We start from the raw sequence: 21,814 nt of genomic DNA, 5'->3' as shown, positions 1-21,814 counted from the left end.
CCGGTGGCGGAAGGACTGCCCGTGTCCACACGTTCCGCCGTGTCCCCCACGGCCGCCCCGCCCCGTTCCGGCTCCCTCAGCGCCAGGTCCGCGGGACTGCGCTACGGCGCGTTGTTCGGCCCCGCCGTGTTCGGCGTCACCGCGGCGGGCGTCGCCCTGCCGGACGTGGCCGCCTCGCTCGACGCCACCCCGTCCGCCGTCGCCTGGGTGCTGACCGCCCACGCCCTCGCCCTCGGCGTCGGCACCGCCCTCTTCGGCCGGCTCTCCGACTCCCGCGGCCTGCGCACGTCCCTGCTGCTCGGCTCGCTGGTGCTGGCCGTCGGCGCGGCCGTCTGCCTGCTCGCCCCGAACCTCGGGGTGCTCGTGGCCGGCCGCTTCGTGCTGGCCCTCGGCTCCGGGGCCATGACCTCGGGGGCGGTCACGCTCTCCGCGTCCGCCGAGGCCGCCGACCGGCCCAAGGTGCTCGCCGGGTTCGGGGCCACCATGGCGGTGTTCTCGGCCAGCGCCACGCTCGCCGGCGGGGTGTTCACCGAGTGGGTGACCTGGCGGGTCGCGCTCGTCCTGCCGGCCCTGTCGCTGATCGCCGTCCCGCTGTGCCTGCGCCCCGCCGCCGCCCGGCAGGGCAGCGGCCGACCGCTCGACCTGCCGGGCGCCACCCTGCTCACGGTGGCGGCCACCTCGTTCCTGCTGCTGATCCAGGCGTCCGCACTGGAGATCGCGGCCGGGCTCGTCGTCGTGCTCGCGGTCGCCCTGGTGCTGTCCGTGGTGCTGCTCGCCCGCCGGGTGCGGACCGTGCCGGCCTCGTTCGTACCCCGGCGCCTGGTGGGCGACAACCTGTACCTGCGCACGGCCGTCACCGGGGTCGGCGTGTACGCCGGCCTGTTCGCCGCCATGTATGCGGTGCCGCAGATCCTGGTGCAGGAGCACGGCTGGAGCGTGCTCGCGGTGGGCACCTGGCTGCTGCCGGGCGCCGTCGTCGGCGCGGTGCTTTCCCGGCTCGCCGGGCGGCTGCCGGCCGCCGGTGGCGGCAGCGTGCTGCTCGCGGTGATCGCCTGCGCGATGGCGGCGACGCTCGCCTCCGCGCTGGGCACGGAGAACGCGGCGCTGCCGGTCGTCGGCGCCTCGCTCGGCTTCGCCGCCTTCGCCGTGACCCAGGTAGTGTCCACGGCGCTGATGTCCGCCCGTATCGAACCGGCCCTGCGCGGCGGCGCGATGGGGCTGCTGAACCTCACCTTCTTCGTCGGCGGCGGGGTCGGCAGCGCGACCGCGGGCGCCCTGGCCAAGTCCGTCTCGCTGTACACCACGCTCGGCCTCGTGGCGGGCTTCCCGCTGCTGGCCGCCGCGCTCGCCCTGACCCTGACCGGCCACGGCGGCCCCCGCGGCTCGAAAGCGCCTCAGGCACGCTAGGCCCTGTCCGGTGGATCTTCGCGGGCGCGCGACGCCCGGCACGCACTCCCCCAGCCTGGCGGCTGGGAGGTGCCCCCACGCTGCGTTGCCGAATCGCGCGAGTACGGCCAAGTACGAGCTGCGATCCGGCTCCCTCTTGCACGCATCGTGCAAGAGGGGCCCACGCGATCGCACGCACCGGACGCCGCTCACTGGCTCCACGAAGATCCACCGGACAGGCCCTAGGCGCCGCGGCTGCCGAGCCACCCCGACGCGCCCCCCGGACGGCCCGTGCCGTCCGGGGGGCGCCCGCGTCCGCCCGGCCGCGCCGAAACAGCCGCGATACGACCGCGATAACGCGCGGCCTGACGATAGGGCGCACCGGCATCTTTCACGCGACGGGGAGGCCACAGAACGCCATGTCAGACGCTACGGACACCGCTTTCGACGCCCACATACGGACGTTGATGGCGTGGCACTTCCAGGAGGAGACGGGCTCCCCGTTCTGGCTCGACAAACGGGCCGGCCTCGGCTTCGACCCGGTCACCGAGGTCGTGAGCGCCGCCGACCTGACCCGCTTCCCCGACGTCAGCGCGGAGCTGCGCACCGTACCGGCGCGGGCGCTGATCCCCCGCGCGCTCGCGGACCTGCCGTTCCGCGTCTACGACTCGGGCGGCACCACCGGCTCGCCCAAGCGCATCGTGGACAGCGCCGCCCGTTCCCGCATGCTCGCGTGGGCCAGGGAACGGCTGCTCGCCGTCGGCGTGCCGGCCGAGGGCAACTGGCTGCACCTGGCGCCGAGCGGCCCGCACGTGATCGGCTTCGACGTCGCCCGGTACGCGGCGCTCGGCGGCGGCATCTTCTACACGGTCGACCTCGACCCGCGCTGGGTCAAGCGGCTGCTGGCCGAGGGCCGTTCCGACGAGGCCGACGCCTACGTCCAGCACCTGCTCGACCAGGCGGAGACGATCCTCGAAACCCAGGACGTCGCGGTGCTCAACAGCACCCCGCCCCTCCTGGAGGCGATCTGCGCCAGGCCCCGGCTGCACAAGCTGGTGCGGACACAGGTGCGGGCCATCATCTGGGCCGGCACCTCCATCAGCGCCGAGAGCCTGCGCCAGCTGAACGAGGTCTTCTTCCCCGACACGGCGATCATCGGGATCTACGGCAACAGCCTGATGGGCGTCGCCCCGCAGCGCCCGGCGGCGCCCGGCGACGCGTACCCCTGCGTGTTCGAGCCGCACCCGCGGACCACGCGCCTCCAACTCGTCGACGAGGCCGGCGACCTCGTGCCCTACGGGGCACGCGGGCGGGTGCGCCTGCACCTGGTCGCCGAGGAAATGTTCCTGCCCAACGTCATGGAACGGGACAGCGCCGTACGGATCGAACCGTCCGCGGGCGGGCACGTCGACGGGCTCGCGGACGTGCAGACCTTCCGGGCACTTGACGACGTGCGCATCATCGAGGGGGTCTACTGATGGGCGCCGCGCTCCCCCTCGCCGCCGGCCCTCCCGCCGTCGCCCCCCTCGCCATCGACCCCCTCGTCAGCGGCCGTTCCGTGGCGAGCGCCGACCGCGCGCCGCTGCCGAGCGTGCTCGGCGGCGACCTCGCCGACGTCGGCACCGCGCCGCGGCTGCTCGCCCTCGCCGCGCTCAACGAGATCAGGGACCTGGCGGACGGCCGCCCCGTCGACGCGGGCCTCCTCGCCGAGGCCGCGCGGCAGTTCGCCGAGGGCACGGTCGGGGGCGAGACGCCCGGCGCGTACGTGACGCGCGTCGCGCACGCCACCGGGCTGACGGCGACGGCCGTGCGGCAGGCCGTGCACGACCTCGTCACCGAGATCGCGGAACTCCCCGCCACCACCGCGGCCGAACTGCCGCCCACCGGGCTCGGCGACGGCTTCGCCACCCGCTGGGTGCCGCGCGGACGCGTCTTCGCCGCGGTCATGGCCAGCAACCACCCCACGCCGAACGCCGCCTGGGTGCAGGCCCTGTTCCACGGCTACAGCGTGCTGATCAAGCCCGGCAGCCGGGACCCGTTCACCGCGCTGCGGCTGCTGCGTGCGCTGCTCGCCGCCGGTCTGCCGCCCGCGAAGGCCGCGTTCCTGCCCTGTTCGCGGGCGACCGGCGAGTTTCTGCTCGGCGCGGCCGACCGCGGCATCGTCTACGGCGGCGACCAGGCCGTGCGGAAGTGGCAGGGCCGCGCCTCCGTCGCCGTCCGCGGCCCCGGGCGCACCAAGGCCGTGCTGGACGCGGACCTCGACGACGCGGTGCTCGGCCACCTGGCGCGCTCCGCCTCGGTCGACGGCGGCACCCGCTGCACCAACCTGTCGGCGGTGCTCACCACCCGCCCGGTCGCGCAGGTCGCCGACCGGCTCGCCGAACGGCTCAGCGCCCTGCCCTCGCTGCCCGCGACCGACGGGAACGCCACGCTGCTGGTCGCCGACCGGGCCAGGGGCGAGCAGATCCGCGCCCGCCTGGCCGAGCTGCGCACCGAACTCACCGACCACAGCGCCCGGTTCGAGCCGGGCGGCACCGTGGTCCCGCTGCCGGACGGCTCGGTACTGCTGCGCCCCGTCGTGCTGTCCGCGGACCGCGCGGACCACCCGGCGGTCGGCACCGAGCTGCCGTTCCCGTTCGTCGTGGTGGCGCCGTGGTCACCGGCGGACGGCATCGCGCCGCTGCGCGACTCCCTGGTGCTCAACCTGCTGACGGACCGGGAGGAGCTGGTCGACGCGGCGCTGCGCGAGCCGAGCGTCCGCAAGGTGACGCGCGGCACGGTCCTGCCGTGGACCGCGGTCCCCGGCATCCCGCACGACGACAACTACACCCAGTTCCTGCTGGAGCCGAAGGGCGTGGTGGCGGCGCGCGAGCCGGCCGCCCGCCCCTGAAGAAGGGTTGACCCCATGCATCTCAACAGGCATCTGAACAGGCGCGAAATGGTCGCGGGCGTCGCCGGAACGGCCCTGGTGGCCGCCGCGGCGGCGACCCCGCTGGTGGTGGGCGACGGCGATGCGGACGCGCACGCCGCCCACGGCGGTGGCGAGGACACCGGCGGCCACCAGGGCGCGGGCGCGTACGTGGAGGAGTACCAGGGCCGCACCATCAGAGTCGTTCCCGAGGCCGAGGGCGGCGGCGTCTTCATCGACGACCGGCCGCTGCACCTGATGAAGTTCGCCGACGACGCGTACCTCAGCTCCATGTGCCACTACGAGATGGCGCCCACCCCGCTGCACGCCGCCCGCCGGGCGGTCGAGGAGCTGCGCGGCGCGGCGCTGCTGCCGTCCGGGCACCACGGCACCCACATCACGGTCGTCTGACGCCCCGGTCGAAAGGGAGGCCCTCATGGTGCACATCCGCAAGAACCACCTGAACATGAGCCGCGAGGAGAAGCGGCGCTTCGTGCACGCGGTGCGGGAGATCAAGCGGCGCGGCATCTACGACCGTTACGTGGACCTGCATATACGGATCAACTCGCGGGACTACCTCGACAAGGAGACCGGGAAGCGGCTCGGCCACATCAACCCCGGCTTCCTGCCCTGGCACCGCGAGTACCTGATGCGCTTCGAGCGGGAGTTGCAGCGCGTCGACCCGCGCGTCACCCTCCCCTACTGGGACTGGACGACCGACCACGGCGAGGACTCGCCGCTGTGGGACGAGGAGTTCATGGGCGGCAACGGGCGGCCGGGCGACCGGCGGGTGATGACCGGCCCGTTCGCCCGCGACAACGGCTGGGTGCTCAACATCAGCGTGATCCCGGTCGGGGACGAGAACCCGGCGCTGAACGGCAACTACACGCACGACGACCGCGACTACCTGGTGCGCGACATGGGGACCCTCACCGACGTGCTGCCGACGCCGCGGGAGCTGGACGAGACGCTCGCGCTCCCGGTCTACGACTGCGCCCCGTGGAACCACACCGCGGGCGGCGAGGCCCCGTACGACAGCTTCCGCAACCACCTGGAGGGCTACACCAAGTTCCCCTGGGAGCCGAAGGTGGGCAAGCTGCACGCCGCCGGGCACGTCTGGGTGGGCGGCCACATGATGTACATCGGCTCGCCCAACGACCCGGTGTTCTTCCTCAACCACTGCATGATCGACCGCTGCTGGGCACTGTGGCAGGAACGGAACCCCGACGTGCCGCACTACCTGCCGCTGACCGACACGCCGGACGTGCCGGACCTGCACACGCCGCTGGGGCCCTGGCACACGAAGACGCCGGCCGACCTCATCGACCACACCCGGTGGTACCGCTACGACGCGTAGCGCACCGCGGCGGGGCGGGCGGGCCGTGCCGGTCGCGGCCCGCCCGGCTCCACCGCTCCCCAACTTCTCCCGAAGCCGAAGGAGTTGCCATGCTGCCTCTTCGCCGCGGACACGTCCGCGCGGCCCTCACGGCCGCCACGGCCCTGCTGCTCAGCGCCTCCGCCGCCTGCGGTCCCGGCGGCGGCGGCAGCGGAGGCGACCCGGACGACCTCGACCTCGGGGTCATCCCCATCATCGACGTGGCCCCGATCCGGCTCGGCATCGAGCAGGGCTTCTTCGCGGAGGAGGGCCTGACCGTCACCATGACGGAATCCCAGGGCGGCGCGGCCATCGTGCCCGCGGTCACCAGCGGGAGCCTCGACATCGGGTACTCCAACATCGTCAGCCTGCTGCTCGCCAGGAGCCAGGACGTTCCGGTGCGCATGGTGTCGGTGGGCGCCCGCGCCTCGGCGGACGCGCTCGACGACGGGTCGGGACAGCTGATGACCGCGGACCCCGGCCTGACGGACGTCGCGGACCTGCGCGGCGGAACGGTCGCGGTCAACACCCTCCTCGGCATCAACGAGGTCGCCGTCCGGACGGGCCTGACGCGCCACGGCCTCTCGGGCGAGGACGTGTCGCTGGTCGAGGTGCCCATCCCCAACATGCCGGCCGCCCTGGCGGCCGGCGACGTGGACGCCGCCATGCTCAGCGAGCCGTTCATCACGATCGCCGAAGGGCAGGGGGCGCACGCCGTCCCCGTCAGCTACGCGGCGATGGGGCAGGGGCTGCCGATCGCCGGCTGGTTCACCTCGGAGAGCTTCGCCGCGGAACACCCCGACGTCGTCGACCGGTTCGCGACGGCGCTGGAACGGTCCCTGCGGTACGCCGAGGAGCACCCCGACGAGGCGCGGGCCGTCCTGGACGACTACCTGGATCTGGCGGAGGGCGTGAGCGCCCGGGTCACCCTGCCCGGCTGGGACCCGCGCACCGACGCGGCGGAGCTTGAGGACCTGGCGCGGCTGACCGCCGAGGCGGGCCTGATCGAGAACACGGACCCGCTGGACGGGCTGCTGGCTCCCTGAGCCCGTCCCCGACGTGGGAGTTGACGCGATGACGTGGTATCCGCACCGCAGAATCCGCGCGGTGCCAGACGGACTGCTCGGCCCGCTGGGCCTGCTGCTGTGCGCGGGCCTGCTGGAGGCGGCCCCGCGGCTCGGTCTCGTTCCGGCCGCGTATCTGCCGCCCCTGAGCGAGACGGCCGCCGCGCTGGCCGACGAGGCGGCCGGCGGCGCATTCTGGAGCGCGCTGGCCGACACGCTCCGCGGCTGGGGGTACGGACTGGCCGTCGCCGCGGCGGCGGGCGTGGGGCTCGGCCTGGTCATCGGCGGCGCGGCGCCGCTGCGCAGGGTCACGGCCTCCACGATCGAGTTCCTGCGGCCGATCCCCTCGGTCGCGCTGGTGCCGCTCGCGGTCCTGCTGTACGGCACCGGGCAGACCTCCACGCTGCTGCTCGTGGTGTACGCCTCGGTGTGGCCGGTGCTGCTCCAGGTGCTGGCCGGGGTGCGGGACGTCGACCCGGTGGCGCGGGACACGGCGGCCGGCTTCCGGCTGTCCTGGTGGCTGCGGCTGCGTCACCTGGTGTGGCCGACGACCCTGCCGTTCCTGATGACGGGGCTGCGGCTCGCTGCCTCGGTGGCGCTGATCCTGGCCGTCACCGCCCAGTTGGTCATCGGCGCCCCCGGGCTCGGGCGGGAGATCGCGCGGGCCCAGGCCGCGAACGCCGTGGACCGCATGTACGCCCTGGTCGTGGTGACCGGGCTGCTCGGCGTGGCCGTCAACGCGGGCGCGCGGGCACTGGAACGGCGCGTGCTGTTCTGGCACGCCTCGGTGCGGAAGGAGGCGGCGGCATGAGGATGCTGGCTGCGGGCGCCGTGCGGCTCGCCTACCTGCTGGGGCTGCCCGCGGCGCTGATCGCGCTGTGGGGGGCGGTGACCGCGGGCGACCGGTACCTCTACTATCCGCCGCTGGACGAGATCGCCGCCGCGTTCGGCGAGACATGGTTCTCCGCGCGGCTGGCCGACGACGTCCTGCCGAGTCTCGGGCGGCTGGCGGCCGGTTATTCGGGCGCGGTGCTCGCGGGCGTCGCGCTCGGCGTGCTGCTCGGCTCCCGCCCGCGGCTGCGGGCGCTGTCGGAGCCGGCGCTCGAGTTCTGCCGCGCCCTGCCGCCGCCGGTGCTGATCCCGGTGCTCATGCTGGTGGCGGGCATCGGCGACACCATGAAGATCACGGTGATCGTCACCGGCGCGGTGTGGCCGGTGCTGCTCAACACGGTGCAGGGCGTCAGGTCGGTGGACGAGATCCTGGCCGACACGGCGCGCTGCTACGGGCTGACGGGGGCCGCGCGGCTGCGCCGCCTGGTGCTGCCCGCGGCGAGCCCGGCGATCGTCACCGGCATGCGGCAGGCGCTGTCCATCGCCCTGATCCTCATGGTGATCGGCGAGATGTTCGCCAGTTCCAGCGGACTCGGCTTCGCCATCGTGCAGTTCCAGCGCGGCTTCGCCATCCCGGAGATGTGGAGCGGGATCTTCCTGCTCGGGCTCGTCGGGTTCGGTCTCTCGCTGCTGTTCGGCCTGTTCGAGTCCAGGGTCCTCGGCTGGTACCGGGGGCTGCGGAATGCCAGACGAGGAGAGTGACGAGGAGAGTGACCAGCAAAGTCATGACCACCCGAGCGCGCGTATCGCCGCCCGCCGCCCTCGCGCGGCGGGGGCGCCTTGAGGTCGAGGGCCTGGCCAAGACGTACCGGGGGAAGCGGCGGACCTTCGAGGCCGTGCGCGATCTGACGTTCACCGTCGAGGCGGGCGAACTGGCCTGCGTCGTCGGCCCGTCGGGCGCCGGGAAGACCACGCTGCTGCGCTGCATCGCCGGGCTGCTGCCGCCGAGCGCGGGCGCGGTGCGGCTGGGCGGCGAGCCGGTGCTCGCACCGCCGCCCGGCATGGCGGTGGTCTTCCAGGAGTACGCGCGCAGCCTGTTCCCCTGGCTGACGGTCGCGCAGAACGTCGAACTGCCGCTGCGGCAGAAGAAGTTACCGAAGGCCGCCCGCCACGGCCTGGTCGAACGTTCCCTCGCGGCCGTCGGCCTGGCCGACGTGCCGGGCGCCCATCCGTGGCAGCTGTCCGGGGGCATGCAGCAGCGGGTGGCCATCGCCCGCGCCCTCGCCTACGAGCCGGACGTGCTGCTGATGGACGAGCCGTTCGCCGCCGTGGATGCCCAGACCCGCGCCGAACTGGAGGACCTGACCCGGTCGTTGTGGCACGAGCTGCGCATGACGGTGCTGTTCGTCACGCACGACATCGACGAGGCCGTCTACCTCGGCGAACAGGTGCTGGTGCTGTCCGCCTCGCCGACCGTCGTGCTGGACAGCGTCGCCGTCGACCTGCCCGCGCGGCGCGAGCAGCTGGCCACCCGCGCCCTGCCCCGGTTCGCCGAACTGCGCGCCGAGGTCTTCACGCTGATCCAGCGGGCCAAGACCTACCACACCGCGCCGCCGGCCGGGGAGGCACGGGCGTGACGCCCGCGCCGGACGGGGACGTGCTGGCGGGGACCGTGGCCGAGCTGACCTGGGGCGAGGTGGCGCGGGCCGCCCGGGAGGGCGCGGTGCTGCTGTGGGCGTTCGGCGTGATCGAGCAGCACGGCCCGCACCTCCCGGCCGGGACCGATATCTACCTGCCGAGCGCCTGGCTGCGCGAGGTCCGCGTCCTGCTGGCGGAACGGGGCGTGCGGGCGCTGATCGTGCCGCCGTACTACTGGGGCGTCAACGTCGTCTCCGCGGGCTTCCCCGCCTCGTGGAGCGTCAGACCCGCGGTGATGACGGAGGTCATGGCCGACCTGTTCGCGGGTCTTGCGGGCGACGGGTTCCGGCACGTCTTCTGCTTCTCGGGACACGGTGACGCGCTGCACAACAGGACCGTCCACGCGGGTGTGCTGGCCGGGCGCGAACGCTGCGGCGTCGACGCCACGTTCGTGATGGAGCCCGGCCTCGCCGACCGTCTCGGCCTCACGCCCGGCGACCCGGCCGTCACGGTGCTGCCGCCGACCGCCGTGCCCGCCCGCGACGGGCCGCCCGATCTGCACGCCGGGCGGGAGGAGACGTCGCTGATGCTGGCCGGGCGGCGGGACCTGGTGCGCACCGCGCTCCTGGCCGGGCTGCCGCCCACCGATCTGGGACCTCGGGAGGTGGCGGCCTGGCGGCGCGGCCACGACCACGCCCGCCGCATCACCCCGGACGGCTACCTCGGCGACCCGGCGGCGGCCGGCGCCGCGCACGGGCGCACCGTGGCCGCGGACGCCGCGGAACGTGCCGCGCACGCCATCACGGAACGCCTGCGCCACGCGGCGGCCTAGGGTCCGTACGTTCAGCGGGCATGCGCAAGGGCCCCGGACTGCTCGTTGTCCGGGGCCCTTCCGCATGTCCGCCGCCGGGGCGGGGCGTTCACAGGGTGATGCGGGCACGATGCGGGCGTGGTGCGGTGGGGAAACGGGCACGATACCGGGCTCCCGCAAGCTCGTCGCAACGAATCGGAAGCAGCGGTGCGACGAGCGGAGGCGGCATGGTGGCGCTGAGGGCCGGGAGCGCGGGCGAGGTGGTGGTGCAGAAGTACGGCGGCAGTTCGCTGGCCACCGGCCACCAGCTGGAGAACGTGGCCCGGCGCGTGGCCGCCGCGGCCGGCGCCGGCCGCCGGGTGGTCACGGTGGTGTCCGCCCGCGGCGACACCACCGACGACCTGCTCGACCTGGCCGGGAGCATCAACCCCCGGCCGCGCGGCCGGGAACTCGACCAGCTGCTCGCCACCGGGGAGACCGCCTCGGCCTCGCTGGTCGCGATGGCGCTCCAGCGCATCGGCCGGCCGGCCACCGCGCTGACCGGCGCGCAGAGCGGCATCCTGGTCAGCGGCCCGCACGGCCTGGGCACCATCGTGGCGATCGACACCGAACGCGCCGGCCGCCTGCTCGACGCGGGCGAGGTCGTCGTGGTCGCCGGGTTCCAGGGGCTCACCGCCGAGGGCGACACCATCACGCTGGGCCGCGGCGGCTCGGACACCACCGCCGTGGCGCTCGCCGCGGAACTCGGCAGCCGCCACTGCGAGATCTACACCGACGTCCAGGGCGTGCTCACCGCGGACCCGCGGGTGGTGCCCGCCGCCCGGGTGCTGCCCACCGTCGACATCGACGTCATGGCCGAGATGGCGTTCGCCGGGGCGCGGGTCATGCACGCGCGCGCCGTTGAGCTCGCCGCCCTCTACGGCATCGACATCCACGTCGGCGGCTCCGCGGCCCGCGACATCGGCACCCGCATTCTTCACAGGGACGGAGAGGACATGCTAGAAGCAAGGGCCGCCGTCGTGGCGGTCGTCCACGAGGCCGACGTGGCCCGGGTCACGTTCACCAGCGCCGCCGACCGGGGCGATCCGGCTCCCGCGGTCTTCGACATCCTCGCCAGGCAGGCCATCCCGGCCGATATGGCGACCGTCACCAGGACCCCGGGCGGGGACATGTCCGTCGGGGTGACCGTCGGCCGGGCCCACACGCCGGCCGTCCGGCACTGGTTCACCGCACTGGCCGGGCCGGCGGGCGGCGTGGACGTCGACGAGCACCTCGCCAAGGTCTCCATCGTCGGCAAGGGGCTGCTGAGCCGCCCGCAGTACGCCTCCAGGATGCTCAACTCCCTCACCGGTACGGGCATCGGCGCGCGCCTGCTCTCCGCCTCCCAGCTGCGGGTGTCGGTCACGGTGCCGAACGGCGATTCGGTGCGCGCCGTCCGGCTGCTGCACACCGAGTTCGGCCTCGACGCCGGAACGGACACGGAGCACCGTCACCTCTCCCACCAGCCATGACCCGGGGAAGCCAGATGATCAACAACACTTCGTTCGCCAGACGGCTCCGCCTGCAACGGCTGCACCACCACGACCCGGAGCGGCTGTTCGTCGTGCCGCTGGACCACTCCCTCACCGACGGGCCGCTGACCCCGTCGGGGCGGCTGAACGCGCTGGTCGGCCAGCTCGCCGCGCACCACGTGGACGCGGTGGTCCTGCACAAGGGCGCCCTGCGGCACGTCGACCCCGAGTGGTTCACCCGCACGTCGCTGATCGTGCACCTGAGCGCGAGCACCGCGCACGCGCCCGACCCGGATGCCAAGTACCTCGTGGCGAGCGTGGAGGAGAGCCTGCGTGCGGGCGCCGACGCGGTCAGCGTGCACGTGAACCTCGGTTCCGCGGGCGAGCGGCAGCAGATCGCGGACATGGCCGCCGTCGCGGACGCGTGCGACCGGTGGAACGTGCCGCTGCTCGCCATGGTCTACCCGCGCGGGCCGAGGATCGACGACCCGCGGTCGCCCGCCCTCGTCGCCCACGCGGTGCAACTGGCCGCCGACCTCGGCGCCGACCTGGTCAAGACCCCGTACGTCGGCTCGGTCGCCGGCATGGCGGCCATCACCGGCACGGCCCCCATCCCCGTGGTCGTGGTCGGCGGGCCCCGCAACCAGGACGAGGCGCAGACGCTCGCCTACGTCGAGGACGCGCTGCGCGGCGGCGCCGTCGGCGTGGCCATGGGCCGCAACGTCTTCCAGGCCCCGGACCCGGGCGCCATGGCGGACAAGCTCTCCGACCTCATTCACCAGAAGGGCGCGGCGCTGCCCGCCGGTACCGCCGGGCGGGCCGTGGCGGCCTGAGCCGCACCCCCCGCAACCCCCGCAAAGCCCACTGATCCCGCACACCACCCGAGGAGTTCTTCCGTGAAGCTCAGCTGGCTCGACATCCGTTCCCTCGGCGACGCCCGTGACGCCATCCTCCAGGAGGCGCTGCACCACCGGGTCGAGGCCGTCGTCTCCGACGACCCGGCGGACCTGAAGGACCTGCCGCCCACCGTGACGAAGGTGCTGTTCCCGCAGGGCAAGCCGCTGCCCGAGGACTTCGGGGACGTCTCGGTCGTCATCGTGGACCCGGTGCGGCACGGCACCACCCCGGCCGAGCTGGCCGCCCGCCACCCGGACCTGGAGTTCGGGCGGTTCGTGGAGATCATCGACGCACCGACGCTCGAGGACGCCTGCGTGTCGGCGCGCACCGAGAAGTGGAGCCTGCTGCTGTTCCGCGACCCCACGAAGATCCCGCTGGAAATCGTGATCGCCGCGGCGGCCCGCGCCGAGGGCTCCCTCATCACCGTCGCCAAGGACGTGGAGGAGGCCGAGATCATCTTCGGCGTTCTGGAGCACGGCGCGGACGGCGTGATGATGGCCCCGGGCGCGGTCGGTGACACCGCGGCGCTGAAGCGCGCCGCGCAGGCCGAGGTGCCGGACCTCGACCTGGTCGAGCTGCGGGTGGTGGACACCGCCCACGTCGGCATGGGCGAGCGGGCCTGCGTGGACACCTGCACGTACTTCCGCGAGGACGAGGGCATCCTGGTCGGCTCGCACTCCAAGGGCATGATCCTGTGCGTCAGCGAGACGCACCCGCTGCCGTACATGCCGACCCGCCCGTTCCGCGTCAACGCCGGTGCGGTGCACTCCTACACGCTGGGGACCGACGAGCGCACCAACTACCTCAGCGAGCTGAAAACCGGCAGCAAGGTGACGGCCGTCGACATCAAGGGCCGCACCCGTCTGGTGACGGTCGGCCGGGTCAAGATCGAGTCCCGGCCGCTCATTTCGATCGACGCCGAGGCACCCGACGGCCGGCGGGTCAACCTGATCCTCCAGGACGACTGGCACGTGCGGGTACTCGGCCCCGGCGGCGTGGTCCTCAACAGCACCGAGCTGAAGCCGGGCGACACGGTGCTGGGCTACCTGCCCAAGGAGGACCGGCACGTCGGCTACCCGATCGCCGAGTTCTGCCTGGAGAAGTAGCGGCCCGCGCCGCCGGGCGGCCGGTGGGCCGCCCGGCGGCGCGACACGCGCCCGGCCTCCGTGTCACCCGCGGTGGGTCCAGGCGTCGCGGACGGTCTGCTCGACCCGGTTGCCCGCCGCGTCCGCCGCGGTGACGCGCAGGGTCACGGCCGCGTCCCCGTCGACGCCGTGGGGGCGCCGCAGCGTTGCGTCGAACGCGTTGCCGCCGCGCGGGCGCACCCGGACGGCGTCGGCGAACGTCTCGCCGCCGTCCCACGACGCGGCGACCTCCACGGTCACGCCGCGCGGCGCGGCCAGCCCGTCCTGGTGGCGGACCGTGATGCCGACGGTGTGGGTGCGGGCGGGACGCACCGCGTTGTGCGCGTCGGCGCCCGTGGCGTAGTCGAGTTGCAGCAGCGGCAGGATCGTCTCCTCCTGCGCCGTGTCCGAGGAGAAACGCCAGGACGTATCGGTCCTCGTGCCGAACTCCCAGGTCGCAGCGGTGCGTTCGGTGGTGAGGTCGAGCCGGTAGCCGGCCTCGCCCGGTGCCACGTCGAAGACGGCCCGCCCGGAGTCGGCGGTGCCCGCCTCCTCGCCGTCGCGGTACAGCGCCGCGGTGACGCGGTCGCCCGACCTGGCGCGGCCGGTGTGGCCGTCCGAGTCGGTGAACTCCGGGATGTCCAGGCGCAGCGCGTCGCCGTCACGCACCGAGGGCTCGCCCGTGCCGCGCGGGATGGCGGGCCTGACGACGGATGCGGTCCAGCGTTCCGTGCCGGAGTCCCGCGCGTCGTAGGTGTGTTGCGCGCCGCGCGGCGCGAACCCGGTGACCGGCTGGTCGTAGAACCCGGACAGCGCGTGGTGCACGTAGTGCTGCCAGACGGTGTCGCCGGTGCTGATGTACTCGGTGCGGGTGGTGCCGGTGGGCACCTCGCGCGGCGAGTCCGGCATGGCGATGCCCTGGTGCGGGCGCCAGCTGATGCGCTGGGCCGAGCCCCACGCGGCGCTGCCCGCCTCGGCGTAAGTGACGGACACCCGCGCTGTGTTGCGGTCGGTGACGGTATGCACGACGCGTTCGGGGATGCGGTCGGCCGAGGTCTGCATCACGTCGTAGAGGTAGGGGCTCTCCGCGGTGCCGGAGAACGTGACCGTGGTGCGGCGATCGGCCGCCCGGTCCAGCAGGGCCGTGCCGTGCGCGTGGCTGACCCGCACGACGGGCAGGGCGAACACGTTCCCGTTGGGGCGCCAGCGCGTCCAGTGGCCCTGGCCGGGGGCGGCGACGATCATCAGCCCCTTCGCCCCCGCCTCCGCGGCCCGCTCGGCCAGCGACGCGTAGCCGCCGCCCGGTTCGCCGCGGACAACGGCGAGCCTGCCGCGCACGCGGGAGAAGTCGGGTTCCGGCCCCTCGCCCGCGTCGGCGACGACGAGCCGGTCGCTGCCGCGGCCGAACAGCGGGGCGGCCGACAGGTAGTAGGGGTCCAGGTCGAGCCGGGAGCCGGGCACGTCGGCCTCCAGCACGGGCGCGACCAGCTGCCAGCGGGAGGCGAACTCGAACGCGCCCGTGCCGACGGTCCTGGTCGGGGTCACCATCAGCCGGGCCGAGCCGATGGGCTGGGTGAAGGAGTGCGTGAAGTCGTGCCCGTCGTAGTGCCGGTAGTACTGGTAGTTCATCCAGCTGCGCTGCTCGGCGGGCCGGGGCGTGCGGATCTCCACGGGGGTGCTGCGGCTGAGGTCGAGGGTCACCTCGGTGTCCGCGGCGACCTCGACCTCGGGCAGCACGCCGAGGTACACCTCGCTGATGTTGTCCGCGCCGCGGGCGTTGGCCGTGTCGCTGATCAGGTAGGTGCCCTCCTCCACCTCGGCGCTGGGCGTGCGCCCGGTGGTGTCCGGGGCGATGAAGCCGTCCGGGCCCCAGATCAACGGCCAGGCGCCTGGCACCCGTTCGCCGTCCGGGCCGATGACGGTGGGGGTGAGCGTGTGGACGGGCCCGTTGACGTTCATGCCCAGCGTGGTGTGCACGGCGGTGCCGTCGTCCGCGGTGGCGGTCAGGTAGCCGTAGTAGTCGCCGCGTTCCGCCCGCTGCGGATCGGCGGTCAGCGTCACCTCGGCGGTGCCGCCCGCGGGCACGTCCACGGTGTCGCGGTCCGGCGTCAGGGCCACGGCGTCCAGGGGGCGCCCGCCGGTGGTCTCCAGGGACAGGGCGAGGTCCAGGGTGACGGGCGCGTCGGAGGTGTTGGTGTAGCGGACGGCCGTCTCGCGCGGCGCGTCCCCGCCCTCCCCGCCGTCGCCACCGTCGCCTTGGGTGAACGGGCCGAGCGCGGCGGTGCCGGTGGCGGCCAGGCCGCCGGTGACGGCCGCGGCGACGTCGGCGCGCCCGCCGCCCTGCTCGTTCACCGCGGTGCCGGGCACGAGCACGGAGGTGCTGATCAGCGCGTCCTTGAGCCGGTCCGCGGTCCAGTCCGGGTGCCGCTGCGCGAGCAGGGCGGCGGCGCCCGCGATGTGCGGGGCGGCCATGGACGTTCCGGAAGCGGAGGTGTAACGGGCGTCCACCGGCTGCCCCATGGCGGTGCCCTCGGCGCGGGCCGCGACGATGCCGACGCCGGGCGCGGTCAGGTCCGGCTTGACGGCGCCGTCGCCGACGCGCGGCCCGCGGCTGGAGAACGGGGCGAGCGCGTCGTCGCGGTCCACGGCCCCGACGGTGAGGGCCGCGTCGGCGGAGCCGGGCGAGGAAACGGTCGAGCGGCCGTTCTCGCCGTCGTTGCCCGCGGAGACCACGAACAACGTGCCAGTGGTGGCGGTCAGTTCGTCGACGGCTCGGCTGAGCGGGTCGGTGCCGTCGCTCGGCCCGGCCGAGCCCAGGCTCATGTTGACGACGTCGGCGCCCTCGGCCGCGGCCCACTCCATGCCCGCGATCACGGCCGATTCGCTGCCCAGGCCGTCGTCGCCCAGCACCTTGCCGATGAGCAGGTCGGCGGCGGGCGCCACGCCGCGCCTGCTGCCGTCGCCCGCCGCGCCCGAGCCGCCGACGGTCGCGGCGACGTGCGTGCCGTGGCCGAACGCGTCCCCGGTGCCCGAGCCGCTGCCGGAGAAGTCGCGGCTGCCGGTGATCCGCCCGGCCAGGTCGGGGTGCCCGGCGTCGGCGCCGGTGTCGAGGACGGCGACGGTGACGCCGCTGCCGTCGTAGCCGGCCGACCAGGCGCCGGGCGCGTTGATCTGCCCGGTGCTGCGGTCGAGGACCGGGCTCACCCGGCCGTCGAGGCGCAGGCGCGGGGCCGCGCCCGCATCGCGCGCCCCGTCGGCCGGCGGGCCGAACTCGGCCCAGAACGCGCCGAGGTCCCCGGTGCCGATGCGCAGCGAGGTGGCGTCGATGCTGTGCAGCCGGTGGGAGGGCTCCTCGGGGTCGTGCAGCGCGGCGAGGGCGTCGGCCTCGGCCGCCGCAGCGCCCTCGCCGCGGGTCACCAGCAGCGGCAGGCTGTCGGTGCGGGCGGTGTCGTAGCCCTGCTCGATCAGGCCGGTGACGTCGAAGAGTCCGGCGTCGACCGTGCCGTCGAGGACCAGGGGGCGGGCGTCGGAGGGGAGGACGGTCAGCCGGCCGTCGCGTTCGATCTGCTCGAAGTGGAGGTGCTCGCGGCCAGGGCCCGGCGTGACGGAGGCGATCCGCCGGCCGTCACCCGCATCGACGAGGGTCACCATGTCGCCCGTGACCAGGGGAACTTCGGCCGTCGCCCCGGCCGTCGCCCCGGCCGGGGCGGCGGGCTCGCCGCCGGGCGGCGGGGGGCCTTCGGCCGGCCGGGCCGAGGCCGGCAGGGCGCCACCGGCCGCGAGCAGCAGCCCCGTTGACATCGCCGCCAGCAGGCGGGCGGTCCATCTCTTGTGCCTCACGCGCTCTCACCTTTCGTTCACAGGCCAGAATCCGGCCGCCCGGACGGGGTGTCACGCCTTGCGGATGGCGCAGTAGCGACATGTCGCCATTGCGACAGGCGGGACGTCCGTGATCGATTCGGTGATAATGCGGGCGGGAGGCACGATGCTGGAGGCGGCAGGGCTGACAACGGACGAGGAGGCCGTCTACCGGGAGCTGGTGGCGGTCGACGCGGCGACGCCGGACGACATCGCGGGCAGGACCGGGCTCACCCCCGCCCACGCCGAACGCCTGCTCGCGGGTCTGGAACGCCGCGGCATGGTCATCAGGGCGGCCCGCACGCCGGCCCGCTACACGGCAAGCCCGCCGGACGTGGCGCTGCTGCCGCACCTGCGGCAGCGCGCGGAGGCGCTGGAGCAGGCCAGGGCCGCGGTGACCGACCTGCTGGAGACCTACCGCGGCACGCGGCGGCGGGACGACGCCGCGCAGCTGATCGAGGTGGTCACGGGAGCGGCGGCGCTGCGGCAACGGCTGCGCCAGCTCCAGAGCAGCGCGCGCCACGAGACGCTGTGGTTCTGCAAGGCGCAGTACGTGGCGATGCCGTCGGGCAGCAACACCGCGGAGTTCGACGCGCTGGCGCGCGGGGTGCGCTACCGCGTGCTGTACGAGCGGGCGTTCTTCGAGGACGCCGGCGCGGTGGACAACGTGGTGGCCGGGGTGCGGGCGGGCGAGGACGCCAGGTCCGTTCCCCAACTCCCGCTGCGCATGGCGATCGTGGACCGGCGGCTGGCACTGTGCCCGCTGGTGCCCGGCGGCCCGCACGGCAGCCCGCAGGAGCCGACGGCCGCGCTGCTGCGGGACAGCAGTCTGCTGCACGCCCTGCTCGCCCTGTTCGAACGCTACTGGGCGGACGGGGTACCGCTCGCGGTGAGCGCGTCCGGCACGGTCACGGTCCCGGAGGGCGTGGCGGAGGGGACGCCGCTGTCGGAGGACGACCAGCACCTGTTGTCCCTGCTGGTGGCGGGGGTGGCCGACAAGGCGATAGCGAGCCAGCTCCGCCTGAGCAGGCGCACGGTACAGCGCCGCGTCCAGCACCTGATGCGCCTGACCGGCGCGGCCAGCCGCATGCAACTGGCCTGGCTGGCAGGCCGCAAGGGCCTGATCTGAGGCCCGCCCCCAGCCTGCCCTGTTGCCGCAACGCCGTACCGCCGACCACCTGTTCCGGATCGGACCCGGATCGGACCCGGCCCGGCGCCGCCCGCGGCTCGGCCGCTGCGCCGTGGCTCAGGGCACGCGGGGGCGCGCGGTGCCGCGCTCGGCGAAGGGGGCGCGGCACTCGGTGGACAGCTTGCCGGACGACCTTGATGAGATCGCGCACGGTGTGCGACGGCACTCGGCGATACGCACCCCTGCGTGTCCGAGCCGCACCCGCCCGGTGACGGTCGCCGGGTAGAGATCTACCAGCCTCGGTGAACTCATGCGCCGTCACGACCTGCGTTGGGTGTCATCGACGACCGGTGCGATTCGCCGCGACCGGGTCGGTCTCATGGCCGAACTACGCCGTGCCGTCACTTGTGGCGGAAAGGCGCGTCCATGGCGCGATCCAGGATCGGCCCGAGCGCTTGGGGCCGGTCGGTTGAGGTCCATGCGGTCAACGCCGCCTCCACGCAACCCAGGGCCGCGGCGATCAACGCATGAGCACGCGGGTCGGAACCATCGGCCGGGTCGGCGTCGAGGCGACGCGCGACCTCGGGCTGGAGCAGCCCGTGCCACCGTGCGTTCTTCTCCCGATGCCGGGCGGCCAGCACTGGGGTATTCATGATCAGGCGAGTCAGGGACCGAACTCGCTCATCGTGGGCTTCATAGTGCTCGATCAGCGGATCGAGCGCACGTCGCATCGCGACCCAGGGTGCTTCGCTGAGCGGCCGAGCGGCCAGCATGTCGCGTAGTTGCTCACCTGAGTCAAGTGCTGCACCGAAAACCGCATCTTCCTTACTGGGGAAGTACCGGAAGAACGTGCTGCGGGATACCTCGGCAGCCGCACAGATGTCCTCAATGGTTGTCGCCTCGTAGCCGCGCTCAAGGATCAGGTCCTGGACGACCGTGGCCACCTCGGCGCGCATGACCTCGCGCGCTCTCGCCCGGACACCACCAGCAGCGTGCTTCGCTCCCATACCCAAAGGGTACTACACCCCAGAAGTGGTACCGTGTCTCACGTACGTGACCGAGTCCCACCTGGAGAGCGGATGAACGACGACATCAAGGGCAGTAGCAAGGTGATCGTGATCACCGGAGCGAGCGACGGCATCGGCGCCACCGCCGCTCGCCTGCTGAATCAGCGTGTGCACGAGGTGATCGTCGTCGGGCGCTCGCCGCAGAAGACGGCAGCCGTGGCGGCGGAACTCGGCGTGAACCACTTCGTCGCCGACTTCGCTCGGCTGGACGATGTACGCAAGCTCGCGGCCGACCTCGACGCCGCCTACCCGCGCATCGACATCCTCGCCAACAATGCCGGTGGCGTGTTCGGCGATCCCGTCAGGACCGTCGACGGCTTCGAGAAGACGTTCCAGATCAACCACCTCGCGGCGTTCCTCCTCACCACCCTGCTCATGGACAAACTGGTCGCGTCGCGGGCAACAGTGATCCAGACCACGACATTGCACGGCGGCAACGTCCGCAAGCTCGACTTGGACGATCTCAACTCCGACGGCAATCTCAACCCGATCCGCGCCTACAACGCCGCGAAGCTTGAGAATGTCCTGTTCACCAAGGAACTTCACCGCCGCTACCACTCGCAGGGGCTGTCTTCCGCGGTGTTCTATCCGGGCATCGTCAGGACGAGCTTCGGCTCCGAGACCACGAGCCGGCTGATGAAGTTCCTCTCGTCGAGCCGCGCCGTCCACGCCACGGTCGGCACGCCTCCCGAAAAGGGAGCGGATCAACTCGTCTGGCTCGCCGAGAGCGAACCCGGCCGCGACTGGGCGTCCGGCGAGTTCTACGTCAAGCGCAAGACCGGAGCACGGCTGAACCGCCTCGCGCACGATGCCGATCTCGCGCGCGGTTTGTGGCAGCGATCCGAACAACTGATCAGCTGAGGCAGGTACTCACACTCGCCGAGGCCCACTTCGTCCACGGCCTCCGTACCCAGCATGCAGCACCTCCCGCGGCGTCAGATCCGTCCAACTCCACGCGTCGCGCGGAGAACCGGCGAGCCACCCGCCGGATGATCTACTCCGCGGACCGCTCGCACCGCGTCTCCAAGCCTTCGCCTCTGACCGGCGCGGCGTCGCCGGGCGAAGGCGCCGGCGGCGTCGGCCGGCGGCGCCCGCCCCGGGGCCTCGGCCCCTGCTTCCGAACGGTTGGTCCGTCCCGCACAGAACTTTTTCGCCACACGTGCAACGCCGCGCCGCCCTGCTCCGTATGCACAGGAGGAGAAGGGCGTCGGAGCGGCGAAAGGTCGGCGGGTGAGGGAAGCAGCCCGAGAGCGTGAGTTCCGGGAGTTCGCCGAGGCGCGGCAGCGGCCGCTCAGACGCAGTGCCTACCTGCTGTGCGGCGACTGGCACGAGGCGCAGGACCTGACCCAGACGACGCTGATGAAGCTGTACGCCGCCTGGAGCCGCGTCCGGCGCGACGGCAACGTGGAGGCGTACGCGCGCACCATCCTCATCCGCACGTTCATCGACCAGCACCGCCGCCGCGGAATGCGGGAGGACCCCGTGGAGGAGCTGCCGGAACTCCCCGCCGCCCGGGCCCCGGCACCGGCGCCGGAGCTGCGCCTCGTGATGCAGGCGGCGCTGATGAACCTGCCGCCGCGTTACCGGGCGGTGTTGGTGCTGCGGTTCTGGGAGGACTGGAGCGTGGAGCAGACGGCGCACGCTCTGCATGTCTCCCCCGGCACCGTCAGGAGTCAGAGCGCGAGAGGTCTGAGCCGGCTTCGGCGGCTCATCGAGCGGGGAGCCGTTGAGGTGAACAGGGCATGACACTGATCGCGAACCGGCCGGACGACGACGACCTGCGTGGCGTCTTCGAGGCCATCCTCGCGGGCGAACCGGAGCCGCCGCTCGGCGATGTGACCTCGTCGGCGATCGCCGACGGGCGCCGGCTGCGCCTGCGCCGCAGGGCCGCCGCGGCGGCGACGCTCACCACGGCGCTGGTCCTCGCGGTCGTGGGCGTCTCGACGTTCACCCACTCCGCACCGGAGCCGGGCCGGCCCACCGTTCCCGCGGAGCACCCGACTACCGGACCCGAGCCCTCGCTTCGCCCGGACACGGACACCGACACCGACACCGACACCGACACCGACGATGACACCGACATCGGCGAGCGGGACCCCGGGGGCCGAAGCCCCGCGGACCAGCGGGGCGAGGAACGTCCGCCCCCGCCGTCCGAACGGAACCCCCCGACGGTCACTCCGAGGCGGTCATAGCTCCGCACGCGGCCCGAGCCGGG

The 21,814-nt window shown here is 73.6% G+C and carries 19 protein-coding genes; 17 read left to right on the top strand and 2 right to left on the bottom strand.

Going from position 1 to position 21,814, the window contains the following annotated elements; all coding sequences use genetic code 11:
* Nucleotides 1–21 precede the first annotated feature (21 nt).
* From STBA_RS26545 to griH, 13 genes are all read left to right on the top strand, one after another.
* Nucleotides 22–1,407, top strand: coding sequence for an MFS transporter (locus tag STBA_RS26545; RefSeq protein ID WP_077061621.1), 1,386 nt, complete (start codon nt 22–24; stop codon nt 1,405–1,407).
* 398 nt (nt 1,408–1,805) lie between these two features.
* On the top strand, nt 1,806–2,864 hold the full coding sequence (locus STBA_RS26540; protein ID WP_077061620.1) for an AMP-binding protein: 1,059 nt from the start codon (nt 1,806–1,808) through the stop codon (nt 2,862–2,864).
* Nucleotides 2,864–4,276 (top strand): aldehyde dehydrogenase family protein, encoded by a 1,413-nt coding sequence (locus STBA_RS26535; RefSeq protein ID WP_077061619.1) that lies wholly within the window; start codon nt 2,864–2,866, stop codon nt 4,274–4,276. Before STBA_RS26540 ends, STBA_RS26535 begins: the two co-directional genes overlap by 1 nt.
* A 15-nt stretch (nt 4,277–4,291) precedes the next feature.
* The gene (locus STBA_RS26530; RefSeq protein ID WP_253195012.1) at nt 4,292–4,705 is read left to right on the top strand and encodes a tyrosinase cofactor; all 414 of its coding nucleotides are present in this window, start codon (nt 4,292–4,294) and stop codon (nt 4,703–4,705) included.
* Between the two features lie 25 nt (nt 4,706–4,730).
* Nucleotides 4,731–5,651 carry a grixazone synthase gene (griF, locus tag STBA_RS26525; RefSeq protein ID WP_079252186.1) on the top strand — a complete coding sequence of 307 codons (921 nt, stop codon included), beginning with the start codon at nt 4,731–4,733 and terminating at the stop codon, nt 5,649–5,651.
* Between the two features lie 89 nt (nt 5,652–5,740).
* Entirely contained in the window at nt 5,741–6,715 is a 975-nt protein-coding gene (locus STBA_RS26520) for an ABC transporter substrate-binding protein (RefSeq protein WP_077061618.1), read from the top strand.
* A 28-nt stretch (nt 6,716–6,743) separates the two neighbouring features.
* Nucleotides 6,744–7,544 carry an ABC transporter permease subunit gene (locus tag STBA_RS26515; RefSeq protein WP_079252185.1) on the top strand — a complete coding sequence of 267 codons (801 nt, stop codon included), beginning with the start codon at nt 6,744–6,746 and terminating at the stop codon, nt 7,542–7,544.
* Nucleotides 7,541–8,326, top strand: a complete 786-nt coding sequence (locus STBA_RS26510; protein ID WP_077061617.1) for an ABC transporter permease — start codon at nt 7,541–7,543, stop codon at nt 8,324–8,326. The genes STBA_RS26515 and STBA_RS26510 overlap by 4 nt, the downstream gene beginning before the upstream one ends.
* A 23-nt stretch (nt 8,327–8,349) precedes the next feature.
* Nucleotides 8,350–9,201, top strand: coding sequence for an ABC transporter ATP-binding protein (locus tag STBA_RS26505; protein ID WP_077061616.1), 852 nt, complete (start codon nt 8,350–8,352; stop codon nt 9,199–9,201).
* Nucleotides 9,198–10,034, top strand: coding sequence for a creatininase family protein (locus STBA_RS26500; RefSeq protein ID WP_077061615.1), 837 nt, complete (start codon nt 9,198–9,200; stop codon nt 10,032–10,034). Before STBA_RS26505 ends, STBA_RS26500 begins: the two co-directional genes overlap by 4 nt.
* A 206-nt stretch (nt 10,035–10,240) precedes the next feature.
* The gene (locus tag STBA_RS26495) at nt 10,241–11,524 is read left to right on the top strand and encodes an aspartate kinase (protein ID WP_079252184.1); all 1,284 of its coding nucleotides are present in this window, start codon (nt 10,241–10,243) and stop codon (nt 11,522–11,524) included.
* A gap of 14 nt (nt 11,525–11,538) precedes the next feature.
* A complete protein-coding gene (locus STBA_RS26490) occupies nt 11,539–12,357 on the top strand; it encodes a 2-amino-3,7-dideoxy-D-threo-hept-6-ulosonate synthase (protein WP_077061614.1) in 819 nt (272 codons plus the stop codon).
* A gap of 63 nt (nt 12,358–12,420) precedes the next feature.
* Complete coding sequence (gene griH, locus STBA_RS26485) at nt 12,421–13,527, top strand: 3-amino-4-hydroxybenzoic acid synthase (protein ID WP_077061613.1); 1,107 nt, start codon at nt 12,421–12,423, stop codon at nt 13,525–13,527.
* 63 nt (nt 13,528–13,590) lie between these two features.
* Here the strand turns inward: griH and STBA_RS26480 are convergent, their stop codons facing one another.
* A complete protein-coding gene (locus STBA_RS26480; protein ID WP_253195010.1) occupies nt 13,591–17,385 on the bottom strand; it encodes a S8 family serine peptidase in 3,795 nt (1,264 codons plus the stop codon).
* Between the two features lie 145 nt (nt 17,386–17,530).
* On the opposite strand from STBA_RS26480, the gene STBA_RS26475 reads away from it, so the two are divergent.
* On the top strand, nt 17,531–18,532 hold the full coding sequence (locus STBA_RS26475) for a LuxR family transcriptional regulator (protein WP_077061612.1): 1,002 nt from the start codon (nt 17,531–17,533) through the stop codon (nt 18,530–18,532).
* Between the two features lie 401 nt (nt 18,533–18,933).
* Here the strand turns inward: STBA_RS26475 and STBA_RS26470 are convergent, their stop codons facing one another.
* The gene (locus tag STBA_RS26470; protein ID WP_253195008.1) at nt 18,934–19,539 is read right to left on the bottom strand and encodes a TetR family transcriptional regulator; all 606 of its coding nucleotides are present in this window, start codon (nt 19,537–19,539) and stop codon (nt 18,934–18,936) included.
* A gap of 72 nt (nt 19,540–19,611) precedes the next feature.
* Here STBA_RS26470 and STBA_RS26465 point away from each other — a divergent pair, with 72 nt between their 5' ends.
* From STBA_RS26465 to STBA_RS26455, 3 genes are all read left to right on the top strand, one after another.
* Entirely contained in the window at nt 19,612–20,460 is an 849-nt protein-coding gene (locus tag STBA_RS26465; protein ID WP_077061610.1) for an SDR family NAD(P)-dependent oxidoreductase, read from the top strand.
* A 369-nt stretch (nt 20,461–20,829) separates the two neighbouring features.
* The gene (locus STBA_RS26460) at nt 20,830–21,345 is read left to right on the top strand and encodes a SigE family RNA polymerase sigma factor (RefSeq protein WP_077061609.1); all 516 of its coding nucleotides are present in this window, start codon (nt 20,830–20,832) and stop codon (nt 21,343–21,345) included.
* Entirely contained in the window at nt 21,342–21,791 is a 450-nt protein-coding gene (locus tag STBA_RS26455; RefSeq protein WP_077061608.1) for a hypothetical protein, read from the top strand. Before STBA_RS26460 ends, STBA_RS26455 begins: the two co-directional genes overlap by 4 nt.
* Nucleotides 21,792–21,814 lie beyond the last annotated feature (23 nt).

The organism is Streptomyces sp. MP131-18, assembly GCF_001984575.1.
In the GTDB taxonomy this organism is placed as follows: Bacteria; Actinomycetota; Actinomycetes; order Streptomycetales; family Streptomycetaceae; genus Streptomyces; species Streptomyces johnsoniae.
Note: the sequence above shows the minus strand (reverse complement) of the source record. Positions and strands in the feature narration are given on the sequence as shown.

What these genes read in the sequence shown, in the direction of transcription:
- STBA_RS26540 (WP_077061620.1), top strand. Translation starts at nt 1,806, where the DNA reads ATGTCAGACGCTACGGACACCGCTTTCGACGCCCACATACGGACGTTG.
- STBA_RS26455 (WP_077061608.1), top strand. Translation starts at nt 21,342, where the DNA reads ATGACACTGATCGCGAACCGGCCGGACGACGACGACCTGCGTGGCGTC.
- STBA_RS26535 (WP_077061619.1), top strand. Translation starts at nt 2,864, where the DNA reads ATGGGCGCCGCGCTCCCCCTCGCCGCCGGCCCTCCCGCCGTCGCCCCC.
- STBA_RS26465 (WP_077061610.1), top strand. Translation starts at nt 19,612, where the DNA reads ATGAACGACGACATCAAGGGCAGTAGCAAGGTGATCGTGATCACCGGA.
- STBA_RS26510 (WP_077061617.1), top strand. Translation starts at nt 7,541, where the DNA reads ATGAGGATGCTGGCTGCGGGCGCCGTGCGGCTCGCCTACCTGCTGGGG.
- STBA_RS26495 (WP_079252184.1), top strand. Translation starts at nt 10,241, where the DNA reads ATGGTGGCGCTGAGGGCCGGGAGCGCGGGCGAGGTGGTGGTGCAGAAG.
- STBA_RS26515 (WP_079252185.1), top strand. Translation starts at nt 6,744, where the DNA reads ATGACGTGGTATCCGCACCGCAGAATCCGCGCGGTGCCAGACGGACTG.
- STBA_RS26520 (WP_077061618.1), top strand. Translation starts at nt 5,741, where the DNA reads ATGCTGCCTCTTCGCCGCGGACACGTCCGCGCGGCCCTCACGGCCGCC.
- STBA_RS26490 (WP_077061614.1), top strand. Translation starts at nt 11,539, where the DNA reads ATGATCAACAACACTTCGTTCGCCAGACGGCTCCGCCTGCAACGGCTG.
- STBA_RS26505 (WP_077061616.1), top strand. Translation starts at nt 8,350, where the DNA reads ATGACCACCCGAGCGCGCGTATCGCCGCCCGCCGCCCTCGCGCGGCGG.
- STBA_RS26475 (WP_077061612.1), top strand. Translation starts at nt 17,531, where the DNA reads ATGCTGGAGGCGGCAGGGCTGACAACGGACGAGGAGGCCGTCTACCGG.
- griF (WP_079252186.1), top strand. Translation starts at nt 4,731, where the DNA reads ATGGTGCACATCCGCAAGAACCACCTGAACATGAGCCGCGAGGAGAAG.
- STBA_RS26530 (WP_253195012.1), top strand. Translation starts at nt 4,292, where the DNA reads ATGCATCTCAACAGGCATCTGAACAGGCGCGAAATGGTCGCGGGCGTC.
- STBA_RS26470 (WP_253195008.1), bottom strand. Translation starts at nt 19,539, where the DNA reads ATGGGAGCGAAGCACGCTGCTGGTGGTGTCCGGGCGAGAGCGCGCGAG.